The 19,403-nt window shown below is 69.3% G+C and carries 11 protein-coding genes and 1 pseudogene; 6 read left to right on the top strand and 6 right to left on the bottom strand.

All coding sequences use genetic code 11. The features are described 5' to 3' along the window. Positions 1–65 precede the first annotated feature (65 nt). Positions 66–830: a GAF and ANTAR domain-containing protein gene (locus AB0M73_RS35825; protein ID WP_363900524.1), complete on the bottom strand. Its 765-nt coding sequence runs from the start codon at positions 828–830 to the stop codon at positions 66–68. Between the two features lie 413 nt (positions 831–1,243). Here AB0M73_RS35825 and AB0M73_RS35820 point away from each other — a divergent pair. Together AB0M73_RS35820 and AB0M73_RS35815 are read left to right on the top strand one after the other, a co-directional pair. Continuing rightward, a pseudogene (locus AB0M73_RS35820) lies at positions 1,244–1,412 on the top strand (IS3 family transposase); the annotation flags it as partial. Positions 1,413–1,742: 330 nt separating this feature from the next. Continuing rightward, positions 1,743–2,414, top strand: coding sequence for a hypothetical protein (locus tag AB0M73_RS35815; RefSeq protein WP_363900521.1), 672 nt, complete (start codon positions 1,743–1,745; stop codon positions 2,412–2,414). 89 nt (positions 2,415–2,503) lie between these two features. Here the strand turns inward: AB0M73_RS35815 and AB0M73_RS35810 are convergent, their stop codons facing one another. Continuing rightward, on the bottom strand, positions 2,504–3,142 hold the full coding sequence (locus tag AB0M73_RS35810; protein WP_363900621.1) for an NAD(P)H-dependent oxidoreductase: 639 nt from the start codon (positions 3,140–3,142) through the stop codon (positions 2,504–2,506). A 104-nt stretch (positions 3,143–3,246) separates the two neighbouring features. On the opposite strand from AB0M73_RS35810, the gene AB0M73_RS35805 reads away from it, so the two are divergent. After that, complete coding sequence (locus AB0M73_RS35805) at positions 3,247–4,812, top strand: hypothetical protein (RefSeq protein WP_363900518.1); 1,566 nt, start codon at positions 3,247–3,249, stop codon at positions 4,810–4,812. Positions 4,813–4,959: 147 nt separating this feature from the next. Here the strand turns inward: AB0M73_RS35805 and AB0M73_RS35800 are convergent, their stop codons facing one another. After that, positions 4,960–6,843: a right-handed parallel beta-helix repeat-containing protein gene (locus AB0M73_RS35800; protein WP_363900515.1), complete on the bottom strand. Its 1,884-nt coding sequence runs from the start codon at positions 6,841–6,843 to the stop codon at positions 4,960–4,962. A gap of 678 nt (positions 6,844–7,521) precedes the next feature. On the opposite strand from AB0M73_RS35800, the gene AB0M73_RS35795 reads away from it, so the two are divergent. Next, the gene (locus AB0M73_RS35795; RefSeq protein ID WP_363900512.1) at positions 7,522–8,727 is read left to right on the top strand and encodes an SGNH/GDSL hydrolase family protein; all 1,206 of its coding nucleotides are present in this window, start codon (positions 7,522–7,524) and stop codon (positions 8,725–8,727) included. A gap of 66 nt (positions 8,728–8,793) precedes the next feature. On the opposite strand, the gene AB0M73_RS35790 is transcribed toward AB0M73_RS35795, so the two are convergent. Beyond that, positions 8,794–12,609 carry a Pls/PosA family non-ribosomal peptide synthetase gene (locus tag AB0M73_RS35790; protein WP_363900509.1) on the bottom strand — a complete coding sequence of 1,272 codons (3,816 nt, stop codon included), beginning with the start codon at positions 12,607–12,609 and terminating at the stop codon, positions 8,794–8,796. A 579-nt stretch (positions 12,610–13,188) separates the two neighbouring features. Here AB0M73_RS35790 and AB0M73_RS35785 point away from each other — a divergent pair. Then, positions 13,189–14,106, top strand: coding sequence for a hypothetical protein (locus tag AB0M73_RS35785; RefSeq protein WP_363900506.1), 918 nt, complete (start codon positions 13,189–13,191; stop codon positions 14,104–14,106). A 194-nt stretch (positions 14,107–14,300) separates the two neighbouring features. Here the strand turns inward: AB0M73_RS35785 and AB0M73_RS35780 are convergent, their stop codons facing one another. Beyond that, on the bottom strand, positions 14,301–15,089 hold the full coding sequence (locus AB0M73_RS35780) for a DUF3592 domain-containing protein (RefSeq protein WP_363900503.1): 789 nt from the start codon (positions 15,087–15,089) through the stop codon (positions 14,301–14,303). Positions 15,090–15,574: 485 nt separating this feature from the next. On the opposite strand from AB0M73_RS35780, the gene AB0M73_RS35775 reads away from it, so the two are divergent. Next, positions 15,575–18,541 (top strand): discoidin domain-containing protein, encoded by a 2,967-nt coding sequence (locus AB0M73_RS35775; RefSeq protein WP_363900500.1) that lies wholly within the window; start codon positions 15,575–15,577, stop codon positions 18,539–18,541. An 88-nt stretch (positions 18,542–18,629) separates the two neighbouring features. On the opposite strand, the gene AB0M73_RS35770 is transcribed toward AB0M73_RS35775, so the two are convergent. Continuing rightward, positions 18,630–19,403: carbohydrate-binding protein (locus AB0M73_RS35770; RefSeq protein WP_363900497.1), on the bottom strand; the 774-nt coding region annotated here is incomplete at its 5' end.

The raw sequence follows: 19,403 nt of genomic DNA, 5'->3' as shown, positions 1-19,403 counted from the left end.
GCCAACCCCGTTCCACTCGCTCGCCGACAACACAGCAACCCCCGCAGGACCGCAGAAGCCGTGGCCTACCGGGCACTGGAATCTCCGTCCTCCGCAGCGGACCCGGCAGCGCCGCCGGTGGCCATCGCGACGAACCGACGAGCCAGGACACGCAGCTTCACGTTGTCCCGCTGCGACTGTGACACCAACGCCTGGAACGCCTGGTCCTCGGTGAGCCCGCGCACCGCCATCAAGATCCCCTTGGCCTGCTCGATCACGGCCCGAGATGCCATCGCCACGCGCAACTGCTCGACCTCCTCGGCCACCCGCGCCTGCCCGACCGAGTGCATGGCCGCCTGGGCGACGACCGTGTACAACCGGAGGAACTGGGCGTCGATCTCGTGGAAACCGTGCGTGCCGAAACTGAACAAGTTCACCGCGCCGGCCGCGTGCCGCTCCACGGTCAGCGGCGCCGCCAGGAAACTGCCGACCCCGATCTCCTGGGACACACTCGTGAAGGTCGGCCACAACTCGGCGGCCGTCGGCACCTCAATGCGCACGAGCGCGCCCGTTCGTGCGGCGCGCAGGCAGGGACCGTCGTTCTCGGCGTACTGCGCGTCGTCGATGTGCCAGGCCCGTGGGTCGGTCGAGGCGCTGGTGTAGGGCCCGGCTTCGCCCAGGACGGTGATGGAGGCCATGTCGGCGCCGGGCACCACGCTGACCACCTGCTCGGCCACGGCCTGGAGAATTGTCTCCTTGTTGGTGGTCCGCGCGAGCACAGAGGTCAGCTCTTGCACCGCGCTGGCGATCTCGGCGATCTGAGCGGCGGCGGGCAATGCTTGGTCCGTCATCGGACGAGGTCTCCCTCGGTCTGGCCGGCCCAGGCTGCGCACCATGACCAGCGGTGATCGTAAGGACTCTTACGACGGCCGCTGCTTGCTCAACGCACCTGAACGGGAATAGTACCGAGGCAGTCCGACAGTCCAGCCGGAACGGGTTTTGGAAGATCAGAACCGGGCTATCCCTGCTCGCGGAGGGACCAGGTTTCTAGAGATCGGTTCCTCCAGGCCCCGCCGGTTCAGATCCGCAGCCGGCGGGGCCGTCCTCGTCTCCGTCAGACAGACCGGCCCTCTCGCGACGGCGCCGGCGACGGCAGCAGCGCCATGCCCGGCTTCCGGCTGACCAGCCTTTGCGTTGTCGTGGATCTTGCAGGCGCTCGGAGTTCCCCGGGCGCCATCCCGCAGCATCCGAGCGGTCACCCGTCCGGGGCAATCTGGCCGGGGTGGTCTTCCACTCCGACCACGGGGCAGTATGTGTCTCGGACGTTCGCGCAGGCCTGTCAGGCGGCGGGGGTGGCCCAGTCGATGGGCGCTGTCGGCAGCTCGGCGGACAACGCCGCCGCCGGGAGCCTGAACGCGTCGTTCAAACGTGAGACCCAGCAGGGCGCCGGAAGCTGGGCACCGCAAGAGAAGCACGGCTGCCGGCGTTCGGCTGCGCGCATCGCTTCAACACCCGTCTCGCCTCAGGCAGCGGTCCCCGATCGCCTACGAGAACAGCCCGGCTCAACATCGGCTACGCTTCCCGAAGTCGCATAACCCGTGTCCAACATCCGGGGGTACGCCCCGCCCTTGTGGCTGTCCGGGAATGTGAGTGTTGGCAGTCAAAAGTTCTTCACAGGGTGAGCCCAGCCTCCTCCCACGAACTACGGGCAGGCTCTGGGTAGTTGCTCGATCGCGAGCAGTTATCCACTGTGGAGGGACGTTGTGAATATCAGCTTGCTGTCGAAGAAGAGCGGCGCGTTGATCGCGGCGGTGGGTCTGACGTGTGCGGCGGCCGGGCTGCTCGGCGCCGGCACGGCTTCCGCGGCCGCCGCACCGCCCGTCGGCGGCGGCCCCGCGGCCGGGCCGGCGGACGGTGGTGCGACGGGCATCATCGACTCGAAGTCCGCTACCGGCTTCACCTTTGCCACGGCTACGGGTGTCGAGGTCACCGTGACCGAGGATTCCTCGACCAAGTACAAGGTGGGCAATCATCCCGCCTCGGTGAATGTCGTGAAGACCGGTGAGAGCGTGTTCGTTCTCGGGCTGGTCGACAGCGCGGCCATCACGGCGTCGCAGGTTGTCGTGCAACCCGGCGGCGATGGCGGGGCGGCGGCCGCCGAGGCGGCCGGGGTGATCGCGTTCCAGCAGGGCCAGCCCTCACCGCCGAAGTCGGTCGGTCAGATCCCGTCGGACTACACCGAGGGAGACGGGACCATCGTCAGCGGAACGACCGCGGACAAGGCGACGGCCGCCGCGCAGGCCGTTGTCCCCGGCGGCATCGTCGACCGTGTGGTCCGGCTGAGCGACGGCGAGTACGAGGTCCACAACATCAGCATCAACTGGCCGCACCACGTCTTCGTCAGCGCGGACTTCAAGGTCCTCGGCTACGAGTAGTCGCCAGGGGGCTTGGCGGCGGCTGCCGCCAAGCCCCCTCGGCCCCGGTGCGCTGATGGCCGTCAGAGCGGGTGACCTGAGGAGATGCCTCAGACCAGTGCGGTTGCCGGGGTCCACAGCTCGTCGACGGCGCGCTCGGCCTCGGCCAGGCTCTGCTCGGCCAGCGGGATCAGCTCCGCCATGGCCGGGGTGGTGTGGGCGAGGGTGAGCTGGGCGGTGATGAAGCGGGGTTGCAGGCCGGTCGACGCCAGGGCATGCGGAAGCCACGGTTCCGCGTGGTCCCATCCGTGGCGGGGCGTGCCTTCGTTGTAGCCCCCGCCCCGGCTGGCGAGCACGACGAACTCGCGGCCGCCGAGCAAAGGGGCGTGGGTCTCGGCGTCGATGGACAGTCCGGAGGCGATGAGATGGTCCACCCACGCCTTGACGCTGCTGGGCGGCCCGAAGTTGTACAGCGGAAGTCCCAACAGGACCGTGTCGGCCGCCTTGATCTCGTTGACCAGTTCTTCGGTGAGTGCCCACGAGGCGGCCTGGACCGGGGTGTGCCGCTCGGCGGGCAGCAGCCGGGCCGGGCCGGTGATCGCGTCGAGGTGCGGCACGGGGTGGCTGCCCAGATCCCGGTAGGTGACGGTGCTTTCGGGGTGCGCGGCGCGCCAGACGTCCGCTGCGCGCGCGGTGAGCTTGCGGCTGACGGAACGGTCGCCCTGGATGCTCGAGTCGATGTGCAGCAGGTGGGCTGTTCAAGCGCAACGGCGTCTACTACACCACCTACTCCGATCCGAACTGCGGCTACTGCGGTGGCACCGGCACGTCCTACCGCACGGCCTCGTCTCCGTTGGGCGCCTGGTCCGCCGGTACGAAGCTCACCACCGCCTCCTGTGGCGGGCAGCCCGCGTTCGTCTCGGCGATCCCCACCACGAACGGCACGACGTATCTGTATGCCAGTGATCTGTGGAACAACGGCGCGAGCAACGAGGCGCTGGCCAACTTCTTCTGGGCACCGTTGAGCTTCACGTCCAGTGGCGCGATCTCCCCGATCACCTGTCCGCGGTCGTTCTCGCTGGAGTTGAGCACCGGTTCGGCCGGCAGCCAGCAACAACCCGTCGACATCGACCAGTCCGACGGGGTCAGCGGGTTCAGCTCGTACTGCGATGTCGGCCGCTCGATCGAGCGCATCCAGACCTTTGTCGCCGGCCGCACCGGCACGCTCAGCGCAGCCACGTACACCACCTTCAAGAGCGGCAACCCGGATGCCGACCTGCAGATCGACGTCTACCAGGCGAATGACGCGTTCCAGCCGGTCGGTGCCGTGCTCAGTGCCAACCGGGTGCCGTCCTCGACCGTGGGCTGGTCACCTCGCGACGTCACCGTCCACCCGAACATTCCGGTCACGGCGGGCCTTCGCTACGGCATCGTGGTCCACTCGGCCAACACCACCGGCTGCTACGGCATGCTGCACAACGACTCCGCGCCCTACCCGGGCGGGGGACAGGCGTACAGCAGCGACACCGGCGCCAGCTTCACCGCCGAAGCCAACCGGTCCCTCAAGTTCTCGGTGAGCGTCAGCGGGCGGGCCGTCCTACCCGCAACCGAGGTTCCCGCCGGATTCTCCCGCTGCGCAGGCGAAGGCGGCGCGTGTTCGTTCAGCGGGACCGCGATGGTGGCCTACGGCGCCGGCGGTTATGTCTATCGCGCCGCGACGAACGGCATTTCCTGTGTGCCGTCCCAGTTCGGCGGCGACCCGGCATTCGGGAAGGTGAAGTCGTGCTACGTCGCGCCGACCGGTGGGCCAAGCGGCTACACCGCCTGCGCGTCAGAGGGCGGCGCCTGCGCGGTGGGCTCCACGCGAATGGTGGCCTACGGCGCCAATGGCGCGTTCACCTACCGGATCTTGTCCTCGACCACCGAGTGCTCGACAGCAGTGTTCGGCGGCGACCCGCTCTTCGGTGTCACGAAGTCCTGTTACCCGGCGCCAGGCGGCGCGCCCGCCGGCGGCTTCAGCCAGTGCGCCACCGAGGGCGGCACCTGTACCGTCGTCGGTTCACAGACGATTTCTTATGGCGCGAACGGCGCCTTCGCCACCGCGACCGCGAACGGCTCGATACCCTGCGCCAACAGCGGGTTCGGCGGTGACCCGATCGCGACCGTCGCCAAGGCGTGCTATGCGCGGGTCGGTGGCCCGAACGGGTACGGAACACCGTGCGCGACGGAAAACGGAACCTGCTCTTTCTCCGGTTTCCAGACCGTGGCATACGGCGCGAATGGTCAGTTCGCGTTCAAGTCCTTCACCACGAGCACGCCGTGCACCACCGCGGCGTTCGGCGGCGACCCGATCGCGGGCGTCGCGAAGACCTGCTTCCTCACCCCGTGGGAAGGAAGACTGCCCTCCCACGCATCGTGACCGGCGCGAGGCGGCCGACGTGTTGAGTAGGCCAGCCGTGTCGGCGCCGCCATCGCCGACCGGCTGGCCGAACTCGGCGCGAAGGTCGCCTTGCTTTTGCGCCGCAAGGACAAGCTGGATTCCCGGCCAAGGACGGCCGTCGCCGTGCTAGAGCTGCCAGCTGTTGTTGGTCACCGTCGCGGTGAAGCCGGTGGAGTTGTTGACGAACGCGGAGTTCCCGGTGCGCAGTCCGGTGAGGGTGTTGCCGGTGATCGTGGCGGAGCCGCTGGGCGCCGGGTAGTTCGGCGGTGCGACCACGACGCCGTTGCCGCCGGGAGAGGTGATCGTGTTGTTCTGCACCAGGGTTTTGGTCGACGTGGAGAAGCCGACGGCGTCGTAGAACGAGGTGGCGACGGTGTTGCCCGACACGGTGACGTTGGCGACGGCGCCGACCTGCTGGCCGTCGCTGGCGTTGCCGATGTGGACCGCGGGCTGGCGCTGACCGTAGGCGTTGCCGCCGGACCGGACGATGACGTTGTTCGACACCGTCGCGGACGTCAGGTCGCTGCCGTTGACGCCGAACCGGCCGGCGGCCAGGCCGATGAACCGTGAGGTGTCGCTGACGTAGTTGTCGGTGACGTGGTGGCCGCCGCCGCCGTAGACGCCGATGCCCTTGCCGCCCCAGGGGGCGATCGCGGTGTTGTGGCTGAAGGTGATCCCGGACATCGGCGGGTAGGTGGTCTTCGTGCCGCTGCCGCTGATGTTGTAGGCGACCGAGTTGACGGCCATCGAGTCGTCCCCGCTGCCGCGGATGAAGTTGTCGGTCGCCGTCAGGCTGTTCCCGACCCCGCCGCCCAGCGCCTGGTTGTTCAGGTTGATCCCGTCGGCCCAGATGTCGGTCAGGCGGTTGTTCTCCACGATGCCACCGGTGCCGGAGGCCCAGAAGCCGGACTCGGTGTGCTGCGTCCACAGGCCGTTGGCCACCCAGTTGGCGCCGGTGGTGTCCATCGCGCCGCCGTCACCGCCCAGGATGGTGTTGCGGCTGGGCGCGTTGGCGTCGATGTGGAAGTTCTGCACGGTGCAGGACGTCACCTGGAACAGCGCGCCCAACGACGTGCTGTTGGGCAGCGGCACATCCCGGTAGACGGTGCTGTACCACATCCCGGCGCCGGCGATGGTGATGCCCTTGGCGGTCAGGCCGCTGGTTCCCTTCATGTAGAAGGTGCCCTGCGGGATCCAGAGGATCTTCTTCTGCGACTGCGCCTGGTTGACGCAGTTCTGGATCGCCGCGCGGCTGTCCACGGACCTGCTGTCGGCCGCGCCGTTGGTCGGGGCGCTGTCGGACACCGCGCCGCAGCTGGTGATGGAGATCGAGTTGGCGGGCTGCGCGATCGGCGCCGGCGGATTCTCCACGTCGATCACGTCGATGTCGTAGAACGCGGCGGCGTTCGCCGTGTCCTTCTTCAGCGCGAAGGTGCTGCCGGGGGCGATGGCGGCGCCGGTGACGAAGGCGTGCGACTCGTCGTAGAACACCCGGGGTCGGCCGTCGGCCGGCTGCTGGTCGTCGCTGCTGTTGTAGGTCTTGCCTTCGTAGATCCAGGTCTGCCTTGAGTTGAGGTTCAGCGCCTGCCGGAACGCGCCGTTGACGTACAGGTCGAGCGTCGCGGTGATGCCGCCGCCCGAGGCGGAGTCCGGAATGCTGGCGCGCACGTTGACGAAGCTGATCGGCCGGCCGGTGTTGTTGGTCCACTGCACCGACTGCCCGGCGCCGGTGAGCTGGACGTAGGCGTGTCCGGATGCCTCCAGCGCCGGGCTTGAGTACTGCGTGGTCGGCGCCGAGGTCAGTGACACCTTGCTGGCGCCCCCGCCCACCGTGCCGGCCTCGGCCTCGTAACTGCTGAACGGGGTCGTCGCCCCCGCTGTGCTCGCCGCGGGGGCGATACCGGCTGACACACAGGGAATCCACAGCATGCCGGCCATGGCGACAACGGCCACCGCCAAGCGGCGCCGGACGACGGTCACGCGATGTGGGTTCTTCGAGATCCAAAGCATCGGATGCTCCTCGGGATCGGGCAGGCCAGGCGACGTCACGGCCCGCGTTTGTCAGGCCCTCACGTGGTCGGCGGCCGGAACCCGTCCCGAGGCGGCGGTGTCACGCGGGTGATCTCCTGGCCGGCGTCGACAGCGAGGCGGTGCCACCTCTGACAAGCGCACGGTCGAGCCGCGCCACCGTACAGAGCACGACAGGAAGACGGCAAGGTTGTGACTGGATTAAGAAAATGTTCGTCATCGTGATGAAAGTGCGTGACCTGCGGCAATGGCCGCGAACCAGAGATCCTATGAATCAGGATCGGCCTGCGTGACCGATCCGGGAACTGGCACGACCCTGGACATCACGTCGACAGGTGCGCTAGAACACATCCGATGTGTTCGGCGTGACGTCGCGGGACCGATGCGTCCACGGAGGGCTCATGTCCGCTCGACACCCACTTGGTGGCGGTGCCGTTCGCCGGCGGACAGCGGCGGTGTCCAGTCCGGCGGTCGCGCTTCGCCGACGCGCCAGACCCTGACCTGCGTCGCCTCAGACCGACGCCGACGTTCGGCGCCGGCTGCCAGGCGCGTGGTCGCCACACGTGATCACGTTGGCGCCTGGGCGAATTCCGCCTCGTCCACGGTTGGCCGCCGACTCGGCCTGCGCCGGTGCCCAACCACGATCGATATGGGGTCATGATGAGAAGCCATCTCCTGCTCGCCGCCGTCTGCGCGGCGATGATCGCCGCCGGCGGCCAACCAGCGCTCGCGCTCGGTCGCGGTGCCCCGGCGGCCGATGTCGCGGCCAGTTCGTGGATCGGCACCTGGTCGGTGTCGCCGCAGAGCGGTGGCGGGTCGTTCAACCGTCAGACACTGCGCCAGATCGTGCACACGAGCATCGGCGGCACGTCCGCACGCGTGGAGGTGTCGAACGTCTTCGGCTCGCAGCCGCTGGCGATCGCCGACGTGCACGTCGCCCGGCGCTCCTCCGGGTCGACAACCACTTCCGGCACCGATCACACCGTCACCTTCGGCGGGCAGACCTCGACCACGATTCCGGCGGGCGGGACGGCCGTCAGCGACGCGATCGCGTTCGCCGTGCCGGCGCTGTCCGATGTCGCGGTCAGCATCTACCTGCCGCAGTCGACCGGAGCGTCGACCTTTCACCAGCAGGGCACGGCGACGAACTACGTCGCGTCCGGCGACGTCAGCGGCAACGCCGGCCTGTCGGGCGCGCAGACCACCGGCAGCTACTTCTTCCTGACGAATCTGGACGTGCAGAACACCGCCGCGGTCGGGGCCGTGGCGACCCTCGGCGCCTCGATCACCGACGGCGTCGCGTCCGCGACGAACTCGAACCGGCGCTGGCCCGACGACCTGGCCGTCCGGCTGGCGAACTCGGGGCGCGGCGTCGGCGTGCTGAACCAGGGCATCAGTGGCAACAGGCTGTTGGTCGACGGGGCCGGTCCGAGCGCGCTGAACCGCTTCGACCGGGACGTCCTGGCTCAGCCCGGCGTCAGGTGGGTGATCTCCTCCGACGATCCGATCAACGACCTGGGGTCGACCAGCCCGCCGCCAACCGCGAACCAGCTGATCACGGGGTTGCAGCAGTTGATCTCGCGCGCGCACCAGAAGGGCCTGAAGTTCCTGTGCTCGACCCTGACGCCGTATCAGGGCGCGTCCTACTGGACTCAACAGGGGGAGACGGCGCGGGAATCGTTGAACGCCTTCGTGCGTGGCTCGGGCAGCGACTGTGACGGCGTGGTCGATCAGGACAAGGCGACGCACGACCCGGCCAATTCGACCCGCTACCTGCCCGCCTACGACAGCGGCGATCACCTGCACCCGAACGAGGCCGGGCTGCAGGCGATCGCCAACGCCGTTGACCTCAACCTGTTCGGGTAGGCCGATCACTCAGCGCTCGGAGCCGACCGCCGCCAAACGGCGGTCGGCTCCGGTCGTCTCAGGTATTCACCAGGTGCTCACCGGGTTGCCCAACCAGCGTGTGCCGGCAGGGATCTCTTCGCCCCGCATCACCAGCGACGCCGGCCCCAGCGTGGCCCGGTCGCCGGTCCGGGAACCAGGCAACACGATGCTGTGCGGGCCGACCGTAGCCCCCGCGCCGACGTGTACCTCGTCCAGCCGCATCAGCCGGTCGTGGAACAGGTGTGTCTGGACCACACTGCCCCGATTGACCGTCGAGCCCGTGTCCAGGTGGACGAGATCGGTCTCCGGCAGCCAATGCGTCTCGCACCAGACGCCGCGCCCGATCCGCGCGCCCAGTGACCGCAACCAGATCGTCAACACCGGCGTCCCGTGGGACATTCGGATCAGCCATGGCACCGCCAGTTCCTCGACGAAGCAGGCGTACAGCTCGTTGCGCCAGACGAAGGAGCACCACAGGGGATGCTGCCCAGGCCGGAACCGGCCCACCAGCAGCCATTTCGACGCCGTGGTCACCGCGCACGCGACCACACCGGCGGCGAGCAGGACCACCCCACCCAGGGCGAACGCCCAGAACGGGCCGGCGTCCACGTCGATGATCTCCAGCGCCAGCACGACAAGCTCGAGCAGAGTGGCCGTCAGCAGCACCGGAATCAGGCGACCACATTCGACGAGCGCGCGGGCGAGCACGAGCCGTCGAGGCGGCTGGTAGGTCCGGGCGGAGTCGCCCTGCTCGGCGGTGCGCGGCAACCGGATGGCCGGGCGCCCCAGCCACGACGACTCCGGTGCGGACACCCTCGGCGCGGTCGCCAGCACGCCGATCAACGTGGAGTCCGCGATGGACCGTCCACCATGGACGATTCCGGAGTTGCCGACGAAAGCCCGGCCACCAACAGAGGTCCTGCCGATACGCAGCCAGCCACCGCGCAGTTCGTACGGGGCGAGCAACGCGTCATCGGCGAGGAACGCCGCATCACCAACGGTGAGCAGGCTCGGCGTGGTGAGCACCGTGGATGCTTCCACTCGTCGTCCCACCTTGGCCCCCAACAGCCGCAGCCATGACGGGGTCAACAGACTCGCGTAGACCGGGAACAGGGTGGCGCGAGCCGTCGCCATCAGCTGCCCGGTCAACCAGGCGCACCACGCTTGGACCCCGTCAGCGCGGTGAACTCCCGGTCGTAGCCCGAGCGCGGCGAGCCTGATCAGTCCGGCGACGAGCAGGGAATAGCACAGCAGACTCGCGATCGTGGCCGGCACGACGGCGTCGAGGACGTCGCGCAGAACTTGGCTCAAGGTTCCTGCGCCATCGACGAAAACACCAGTGAGCACGAGACCGGGAACGACGGCGACGACCGGCAACAGGCCGAGCAGGAGGAGAGCGGCCGTGTACGGCAGCTTTCGCCAACCACCCCGCAGCGACCGGGGTTTCGGCCAACCGTCGGGCTCGGGCGCGGCCGGCACGGTGCCGGTCGCGGCGGTGCCGGCCGCCACCTCGGCCCCGGCCGGCACGACGACGCCGGGCAGTAGCGTGCTGCGGGTGCCGATCCGGGCACCTGCCCCGATGGTGACCCGTCCGACTTCCACCTCGTCGCCGTCGACCCAGACACCGGCGATGTCGGCCTCGGGCTCGACCACCGCGCCGTCGCCGAAGCTGGCCAACCCGGTCAGTGGCGGCATCGTGTGCAGCAGGACGTTCTTGCCGACTTCGCAGCCCAGCGCCTTGGCCAGACGGACGCTCCAGTGGGTGCCCGCGACAACCGTGATCCCGTTCAGCACGGCCAACCGCTCGGCCGTCCAGAGTCGCAAGTGGACACTTCCGCCTCGGCGGTACCGGCCGGGCGTGATCTTCGCTGTGAGCAGGCGCACGGCCGCGACCGTGACGAGCAGACGGCCGGGCAGGGTGATCAGCACCAGCCAGCCCGCGACCACGAACGGCCACGCCAGCTGCGGCGCCCACGGTTCCGGGCCGAACAGTGCCGCCGCGACGTCGTTGAGCGTGGCCAGCACGACCAGCCAGCGCGCGGCCATGAACGTCTGGAGCGCAACGGTGATCAGCATCTGTACGACCCCGGCACGGCGGGGCACCGGGCGGACCGACCGCCCGGCCTCCGTCGTCGTGGTGAGTTCGTCGACGCGCTCGGCCATCGCGCCCAGCGTCGGACAGCGGTAGACGTCGTTCACCGACAGCGCTGGGCATCGGTTGCGCAGCAACGACACCAGCTTCGTCGCCGCCAGACTGGTCCCGCCGGCGGCGAAGAAATCGTCGTCCTCGCCCACGGGCAGGCCCAGCACCGCACGCCACTGTTCGGCGACCCAGCCCGCGGTTCCGTCCAGCGGCGCCTGCTCGGGCAGATCCACCGGCCAGGGCAGGGCTTTGCGGTCGACCTTGCCGGACGTGCGGGTCGGCAGATCGTCGAGCACGACGATCGTCGGCACCATCGCCGCGGGCAGCCGCTGTGTGAGCAACGCGCGATCGACTTCGTGCACGCCTTCGTCCAGCACCACGTAGCCGACAAGCACCGGGTTGCCGGCCTCGGAACGCTGCACGGCGCAGGCGGCGACGGCCACGCCGGGCAGGGAAGCCAACGCGGCGTCGATCTCGCCGAGTTCGATGCGCCGCCCGCCCAGTTTCACCTGGTCGTCATCGCGTCCGACGAAGACCAGACCGTCCGGTTCGGCACGAACCATGTCACCGCTGCGGTAGGCGCGGTCCCAGCCGAGCTCGGGCATCGGCGCGAATCGCTCCGCGTCCTTGCCCTGGTCGAGATAGCGGGCCAGACCGACCCCGCCGATCACCAGTTCGCCGGTCTCGCCCCATGCGACGGCACGCCCGTTCGCATCGATGACGGCCAGCTGCCAGCCGTCCAGCGGCAGGCCGATCCGAACCAACTCGCCCGCGACAAGTCGCGCGGCGCAGGCCACGACCGTCGCCTCGGTCGGGCCGTAGGTGTTCCACACCTCACGCGTGCCGTCGGCGAGCCGAGCCGCCAGATCCGGTGAGCATGCCTCACCGCCGAGGATCACCAGGCGGATTCCGGCCAGCGCCTCGGTCGGCCACAGCGCGGCCAGGGTGGGCACGGTCGAAACCATGCTGATCCGGTGGTCGCGTAGCCAGCCGCCCAGCTCGGCGCCGGACTTGACCAGCGATCGCGGCGCCGGGACCAGACACGCGCCATTGCGCCAGGCCAGCCACATCTCCTCACAGGAGGCGTCGAAGGCCACCGACAGGCCGGCCAGCACCCGGTCGCCCGGCCCGATCGGGTCGCGGGTCAGGAACAGCCGGGCCTCGGCATCCACGAAGGCGGCCGCGCTGCGGTGGGTCACCGCAACACCCTTGGGCGCGCCGGTGGATCCGGACGTGAAGATGATCCACGCGTCGTCGTCGGGCGTCGGCACACCGGCGTTGCCGGCGGGCTGTCCGCGCAGGATCGGATCGTCCCGGTCGGTGATCACACAGGTCGCGTCCGCCTCGCTCCACACGAGTTCGGCTCGCTCCGGCGGATCGTCCACGTCGACCGGGACGTAGCAGCCGCCGGCGCTGATCACCGCGAGGATCGTGACGTACAGCTTCGCGGTGCCTGAGCTGATGCGCACGCCGACGCGGTCTCCGACGCCGACGCCGGATGCGCGCAGGCGGTCGGCGACGGTGGCGACCTCGGCAGCCAACTCGGTGTAGGACAGCGCGGTCCTGCCGTCGTCCAGGGCCAGCGCGTCCGGGCAGGCCGCGGTCGTCGCGTCCAGGATGTCCAGCAGCGTGCGTGGCGCTGCCGGTGACCTGGACGGATACACCGCGGAGTGCCCGATGTCCGGCTGAACGACTAACTGGTTCGCCCCCCAGGGCATGTCGCTCACAATTCCTCCGTAACGGAAGTGGCGGCGCAATGTTGTGGCCGAATGGCGGGAGTGCCGCGTCCAGCTCGGGGCAAGCGGCACACCGTCAACCAATGGTTAACACCCAAACCTGGACGTAACCTGGGAAATCTAGGCGTAACCTGTGAACGTCGCCTTTAATGCAGGTCGGCTCATTGGCGATACGCCGATAACATGTTCACGCCAGCTGTGAGTAGCCCGGGCCGTATCGCGCCGCACCAAGCAGAACCTCGAACGTGACGTACCAGACAACTGGCGGGTTCGTGAACATCGATGAAAATCGGACCAAGCTGAATCGATGCCAGCTTGCTTGTTCCGCTCACTGGTCCCGGCGGGCGCACCGCGGAAGAACCCTGAGTCTCATTGCAATCGTTTTCTGTGCCGCAGGCGCGGAATCGGCGCACGATGCCCGCCCCCAGCAATTTCACAGGATCTTGAAAGCTTCTGTGCGGCGGATCGTCGAGTAGCATCATTCGGGCGCCGCGCCCGTCGCGGCGGATCCATCGAGGCGTCATAGCGCGACAGGAGAAGTATTTGCGATACCGTCACGGCGTGGTGCTGAGCGTCATAGCACTTGCTGGATTCGTCGCCACCCAGTTCGCGGTTCCGTCAAGCGCCGCCACCGCCCCGCTGAAAGATGTGCGGGAGATCGCCCACTTCGACGTCACCGCCCAACAACAGCCGGAGAACATCGCGCTTGAGCCCGGCGGAGCCCTGGACGTCACCTTCAACCGGGCCAGGCAGGTCGCGCGGGTCGCCCCGGACGGCTCGGTCACGGTCCTGGCCACTCTTCCCGCGCCGGCGACGGGCGCCGCGTCCGCGGCCGGCATCGTGCGCGGCCCGGACGGCTATCTCTACGTGAACTACAACTCGGGCGCTCGCTCGGGAATCTGGCGCATCGGTCCGGACGGTGGCGTTCCCACGCAGGTCGTCGCGCTGCCCGACGTGAAGGCCCTCAACGGTCTGGCGTTCGACCGGGGCGGGAACGCCCTGTACGCGACGGATTCCAGCAGTGGCACGGTGTGGAAGGTGTCGCTCACGACCCGCACGGCGGCACTGTGGGCGCAGGGAAGGGAATTCGAGTCGACCGCCGGTGTCGGGATCGCGGCCAACGGCGTCAAAGTCCACAACGGCGCGGTCTGGGTGAGCAACACCGACCAGGGCACACTCCTGCGCGTCGCCATCGGCGCGCATGGTGCGGCAGGCGTGGTCACCACTGTCGCGCAAGGCATCACCGCCATCGACGACTTCGCGTTCCTCGGCGTCGGCGACACGGTGCTGGCCGCGCAGAACTACGTGAGCCAGGTCAGCATCGTCCGGCCGGACGGCACCCACCAGACTGTGCTCACCGCGGCCGACGGGCTGTCCAACCCGACTTCCGTCGCCGTCCGAGGCTCAACCGCATATGTGGCGAGCGGGGCGTACTTCACCCGTGTCGATCCGAACGTGTTGCTCGTGAGGCTCAGCTGACGCAGCAGCACCGCCTCAGCCTCGACCCGGCGCTGCGCCCGGCGCGATCAATGAGGCGGCTGCGGACAGGCCGGAACGCGGGTCGACGCGGGACCCTCCACGACCGGGACGGGCTGACTATGTCCGCCGGCCGCCGGTCGCGGTTGAGTGGCAGCCGGACCGGTGTCGACAGCACGGCATGGTCACGGCGCTGCTCACCATGAGCGGTGCCTCGGCCTCGCTCGCCGCGCGGACTTCTCCGTCACCGGGACGGCGAGGGGTTTGTCCCGCCACCGGCCGCGCGGGTAGAGCACGACCATGTCGGTATCGCGGCCGCCGACCCACACCCGCCACGCCTTCCCGACAGGACCGAGCGCGCCGTGCAACGAGGCGACGGGCTCGAGCTCGGCCGTGCCACCGTCTGGATACTCGACTTCGATCACCGCGATCAACTTCCGGGAACGTTCCCGTTCGTAGACCATCCGGGTGGCGATCGCCGTGCGCCAACCGGTGGCGCGCACGGCGCGGTAACGGCGGCGCCATCCGGCCGCGGCCATCGCGACGAATGGCATGCCCAGAACCGCCGCGACGAACAGGACGACGGCCGGCGCCCAACTCGACCTGTCGTCCAGGTTGCGTTCTCCGGTGGTCCTTATCCGCGCTTGGTCGGCCGGATCGTAGACGACGGTCACCTCGTCGCCGGACGCGTAGTCACGGGACGAGTCCCAGGCGATCCGCACGACGCGGACGTCCTTGCTCCCGACGGGTCGATAGCGCACCTGGATCGCGTTGTTCTTGCCCCGCTGGACGCTGACCACCTGCCCTGGCACCCGCGTTCCCGTGTCCAGCAGCCGCTGCGCCGCGTTGTCCGCGGCGATGAGCACCAACACACCCGCCGCGAAGCAGGCCAGCCAGATCATCCCGAAGCCCGCAGCCCTGAGGCCCAGCCGACGTAGCCGCTCGGTCTGCTCGTCGAGGTCGAACCGGTCCGCCGCCTGGATCATCTGCTCAGCGTAGGTCCGGAACAGCGGCTGGAACCGCGATCTGGGACACAGCGCGATATCGCAACCGCGAGCGGAATCGGTGCGTCCAAGTGGGAAGCCCATTCTCATCGGAGGCGTGCGGCCTGGGTCGAGCGTGCGCAGGAGCAGGCCGTGCGTCGATATTTATCGGCACGGTGTCCGTTGTGGACAGTCGAGCGCGGTGGTCGACGCTGTCGCTCGTCACCGGACCGGACAGGAACCGGACGAGATCGCGGACGTGTCTTGCCCGCGGCGTTCACGGAGACCAACAATGGCGGCCACTGATGACAAGGTTGTCGACGCCGGAAGGCAGGGCTTCGCGCATGAACCTACGGCTCAACCGCAGGCGTGCCCTTCAGCTGCTCGGCGCCGGTGGGATCACGCTGCTCACGTCCGCTCCGGGCCGTACGGGCGCGCCAGCGGTGGGACCTCCGGACGACGTCGCCGAGATCTATCATCGGGTTCTGTTGCGGCACACCAGGTGGGCGGAGCAGCAGTTCGACGCGACGATCGGCGCCTACTCCGCGAAGGACTTCGGCTTCGCGGTCGTGCTGGGGAATGCGCTGCTGCTGACGCGCGGCGGTTACGACGCCGATATTGCCGGCGTCAGCGATGACGTCCTGCATGAGCACACCATCGCGACGATCCGGCGGTTCACCGCGTCCAACTTCCTCAACGGCGGCACCGAATGGGGCCGCACGCTGTTCTTCGACACCACGTTCCAGCTCTACTTCCAGCTTGCGGGACGCCTCTTGTGGGCTGATCTCGACTCCGCCAGCCGGGCCGGCCTCGACCGCATCGCCACCGAGCAGGCCGCGTACACGACATCGCTGGGCTCCGGTGACGATCCCCGTTCCGGCGGCTGGACGCCCCATGGCCTGGCCGGCGGCTTCCAAGGTGACACGAAACTCGAGGAGATGGGGGTCTACGCACAGTCGATCGCGCCGGCCCTCGCATGGGCCTCCAGCGACTCCCGCGCCGCGGTGTGGCGGGACTGGTTCGGGCGGTGGAGCCGCAACGAGACCGGCCTGCCCGCGGCGGACCTGGCGAACCCCCGGGCGGTGGACGGCGTGCCGATCGCCGCGAACACCGCCCACAACCTGTACGACACCTTTCTGGTGGAGAATCACGGCTCGTTCGGCCCGCACTACCAGGAGGAGCTCTGGCGCACGTCCGGCCGCAACGCGATCCACTTCCTCACCGCGGGCCGACCGCTGCCCGAAGTCCTGACCGCGCAACCCAACGGCGAACGCCTCTGGCGCACAATGTTGCTGGTCGCCAGCGACGCGGGCGAGCCGCTGATGCCCATGGTGGACGACCGTGAACACCTCTACGGCCGAGACGTCCTTCCGCTCGCGTTCCGCGCGCAGGTGCTCGGCGACCGCAACGCCGCTGCGGCCGAAGCGATGTTGGCGCGACGGCTCGAGCCCTACCAGGCCTATCCGCCGGTCGACCGGATCACGAAGTTCTCCGGTGAGCCGAAGTACGAGCCCGAAGCTCGCGCCGAACTAGCGATCAGCTACCTGCTGCACGAATGGCGCGCGCGGCAACCGGGTGGACGGGTGCACGCGGTGTCCGAAGAGGACTTCTTCGCCGCGGCATCCGGGGTCTCGGACTTCGGGGACGGCCCCGGCTTGCTCGCCCATCAGTCGGTGGCCGCGTGGGCGGCGGCCGTCAGCAAACCGGCGTTCGTGAAGTTCGCCTGGCAGCCGCGGCACGACGACTGGCTGTTCGCGCTCGGCGGCAGCACGCCGATGTTCCTGCCGTCCACGGCCGGCGCCGTGCGTGGGCGGGTCGCCACCACCTACACCCGCGTGCGCGACGGTTTCGACGGCAGCGTCACCGTGCTGCGCTTCGACGCCGGCACCGCGGCCTTCGCCACGCTGCCGACCGGGTCCGTGGTCTACGCCAGTTCCGGCACCGCGAGCGGCGAGGGAGCACTGACCGTCCACAACCTGAACATGCCTGGCGTGCCCGGTCTCGACGGCACCCGGGTGTACACGACGGCCGAGGGCACGGTCACCGTGCCCGCGCAGCCAGCGCCGACATCGGGTGCCCGGACCGACGACCTCGTCTTCGGCGCGGTCAGCGCGCGCCACGTTCGGATGCTGGGCGTGCGGCCAGACCCGGCCTACGGGTACTCCGTGTACGCATTCGAGGTCCGCAATGGACAGAGTGGTCCGGATCTCGCCCAGGGCGAACCGACCACCGCATCGTCGGCCGACACCGGCTTCAGTGCCCCGCTGGCCACCGACGGCCTCGCCACCACCCGGTGGGCAGTGTCCAAGGCGGACCGGTCACGGGCGGACAGCTGGCTGGCGGTCGACCTCGGCGGGCCGGCCACCTTCGACCGGATACGGCTCGCCTGGGAGGCCGCGGCCGGGCGCGCCTTCCGGATCGAAGTCTCCGACGACGCCGCGACCTGGCGTCCGGTCGCGGCGTATCCGACACCGGCCGTGCACAGCACCGGCGGCTGGCTCGGCGTCGACGACCGCGCCGGCCTGGTCGTCCGCGGTCCGCACCCGATCACCGTCACCGGTGACCAGATCGTCCTCTCCGACGGCCCGGCCGCCTCTCTCATCGTCGAGGGCTATCCGCACACCAATGATCTCGCCGTCCTCGCCGCGGCGGCCACCCCGACGTTCCACGGCTCCCTCGACCTGCACGTCACCGCGATCGACGGCCACCTCGTGTTGCTCAACCTCGGAGGGTCGGCGGCCCAGGGGACGATCTCGGTCCCGCAGAGCACCAGCGCGCTCCGGCTCTATCGCGGCGACCAGACCGTGACCGCGGCCGGTATCGACCATCCGGTCCAGGTCGAGGCCACGTCGGGTCGCGTCGAGCCGCCCCGCTTCACCCTGCGCCGCCGGGACGGTCGTCCGGTACCGGCCGGCCTGCGGGCAACAGTCAGCGACGCCGCCCACGTGACACTTACTCTGCCCCGCGATGTCCAAGCGCTGGCGGTGATCCTCGAACCCAGCGGCGGGCGTGTCCACGGCATCGACCTGGCGCCGGGCGTGCCACGCCACGTCGAAACACCGGAGGTGCGACCGTACCCGCTCGCCGACTTCGCGCTCGGCGTCCCGACGTTCCCGACCGATCCGCTACCGCCGGGCATGTCCGCGCCGAACGCCGCCGTCGACGACAACCCCGACACGTCGTGGCGGCCCGGGGCAGGCGGACGTATGGTCGTAGACCTCGGTGTGCCGCGGGCGGTGTCGTTCGTCGAGCTTGCGTGGACGGCCGGGCGGATACCCGTTGCCACCGTGGAAACCAGCATCGACGGCCGCACCTACGCCGCCGTCCCGAACCCCGGCCCGGCCGGCCGCACGACGACTGTTCCTCTCCAGGGGCCCGCCCGCTACATTGCCGTCCACGTGCCGACCTGGCGGCCGGGCGACGCGACCCTGACCCGGCTCTCGGCTCACGAGTGAACCAGCGACGCCGCCGGCGGTGAGGGCCTGGCTCAACCGGAAACGCGTTGAGCCAGGCCCTCACCCTAGCGGCGTCAGTGGTGGGCCGTCAGCACACGTCGCCGTCCTTCCAGACGCCCGACGAGCCGCCGGGGGTGTCGCCCTGCGTCCACCACTTGGCCGTCCACTGGTGGCCGCCGTAGGAGACGATCGCCCCGCCGTTGTACGGGGTGGTGGCGTTCCACGCCGCGGCCGAGCAGGTTCCGCCGCCGCCCGGAGTCGTGGTCGTGGTGGTGGTGCTGGGCGGCGGGGACTGCGGCGGGGTCGCGCCGGCGAAGCGGGTGGTGAACTTCGTGAAGTCCCAGTCGTTCTGCGTGATGTTGCTGCAGATCCCGTTGTCGGTGCTGGAGCCGCACTGGCGGTCCCGGTTGACCGACCAGAACGTGAACCGGCCCAGCCCGTGGCTGGTGGCGTAGTCGTAGACGGTCTGGAAGTCGGACTGGGCGAACACCTCGCCGTTGTCCGAGTGGCCGTTCATGCCCGAGAAGCCCTCGTGGGCGTACGCGGTCGTGCTGTCCCAGCCCATGTGGCTCATCAGCAGGCCGTGCAGGCCCTCCAGCGCGGAGGTCTGCGCGGAGCCGCCGGCGAAGCCGCCGTCGAACGGCATGATGGAGAAGTTGTTGGGGGAGAAGCCCAACGCCTTGGACTTGTCCAGCAGCTGGGTGCCGAACCAGCCGGTGCCGGCCGCGGTGCCGGGCATGGTCACGGAGACGAACAGGCCGGGGTTGTTGGCCTGCAACGTCTTGGCCGCGCCGAGCTCGTTGTTGACCGCCGCGTCGTTCTCGTACTCCGGCTCTTCGAGGTCGAAGTCGATGGCGTGCAG

The sequence above is a fragment of the Kutzneria sp. NPDC051319 genome, from assembly GCF_040682195.1.
Lineage (GTDB): Bacteria > Actinomycetota > Actinomycetes > Mycobacteriales > Pseudonocardiaceae > Kutzneria.
This window is presented reverse-complemented; position numbering and strand designations above follow the sequence as displayed.

Coding starts and splice junctions, on each gene's coding strand:
- AB0M73_RS35825 (WP_363900524.1), bottom strand. CDS start 830: ATGACGGACCAAGCATTGCCCGCCGCCGCTCAGATCGCCGAGATCGCC.
- AB0M73_RS35800 (WP_363900515.1), bottom strand. CDS start 6,843: ATGCTTTGGATCTCGAAGAACCCACATCGCGTGACCGTCGTCCGGCGC.
- AB0M73_RS35795 (WP_363900512.1), top strand. CDS start 7,522: ATGAGAAGCCATCTCCTGCTCGCCGCCGTCTGCGCGGCGATGATCGCC.
- AB0M73_RS35790 (WP_363900509.1), bottom strand. CDS start 12,609: ATGCCCTGGGGGGCGAACCAGTTAGTCGTTCAGCCGGACATCGGGCAC.
- AB0M73_RS35780 (WP_363900503.1), bottom strand. CDS start 15,089: ATGATCCAGGCGGCGGACCGGTTCGACCTCGACGAGCAGACCGAGCGG.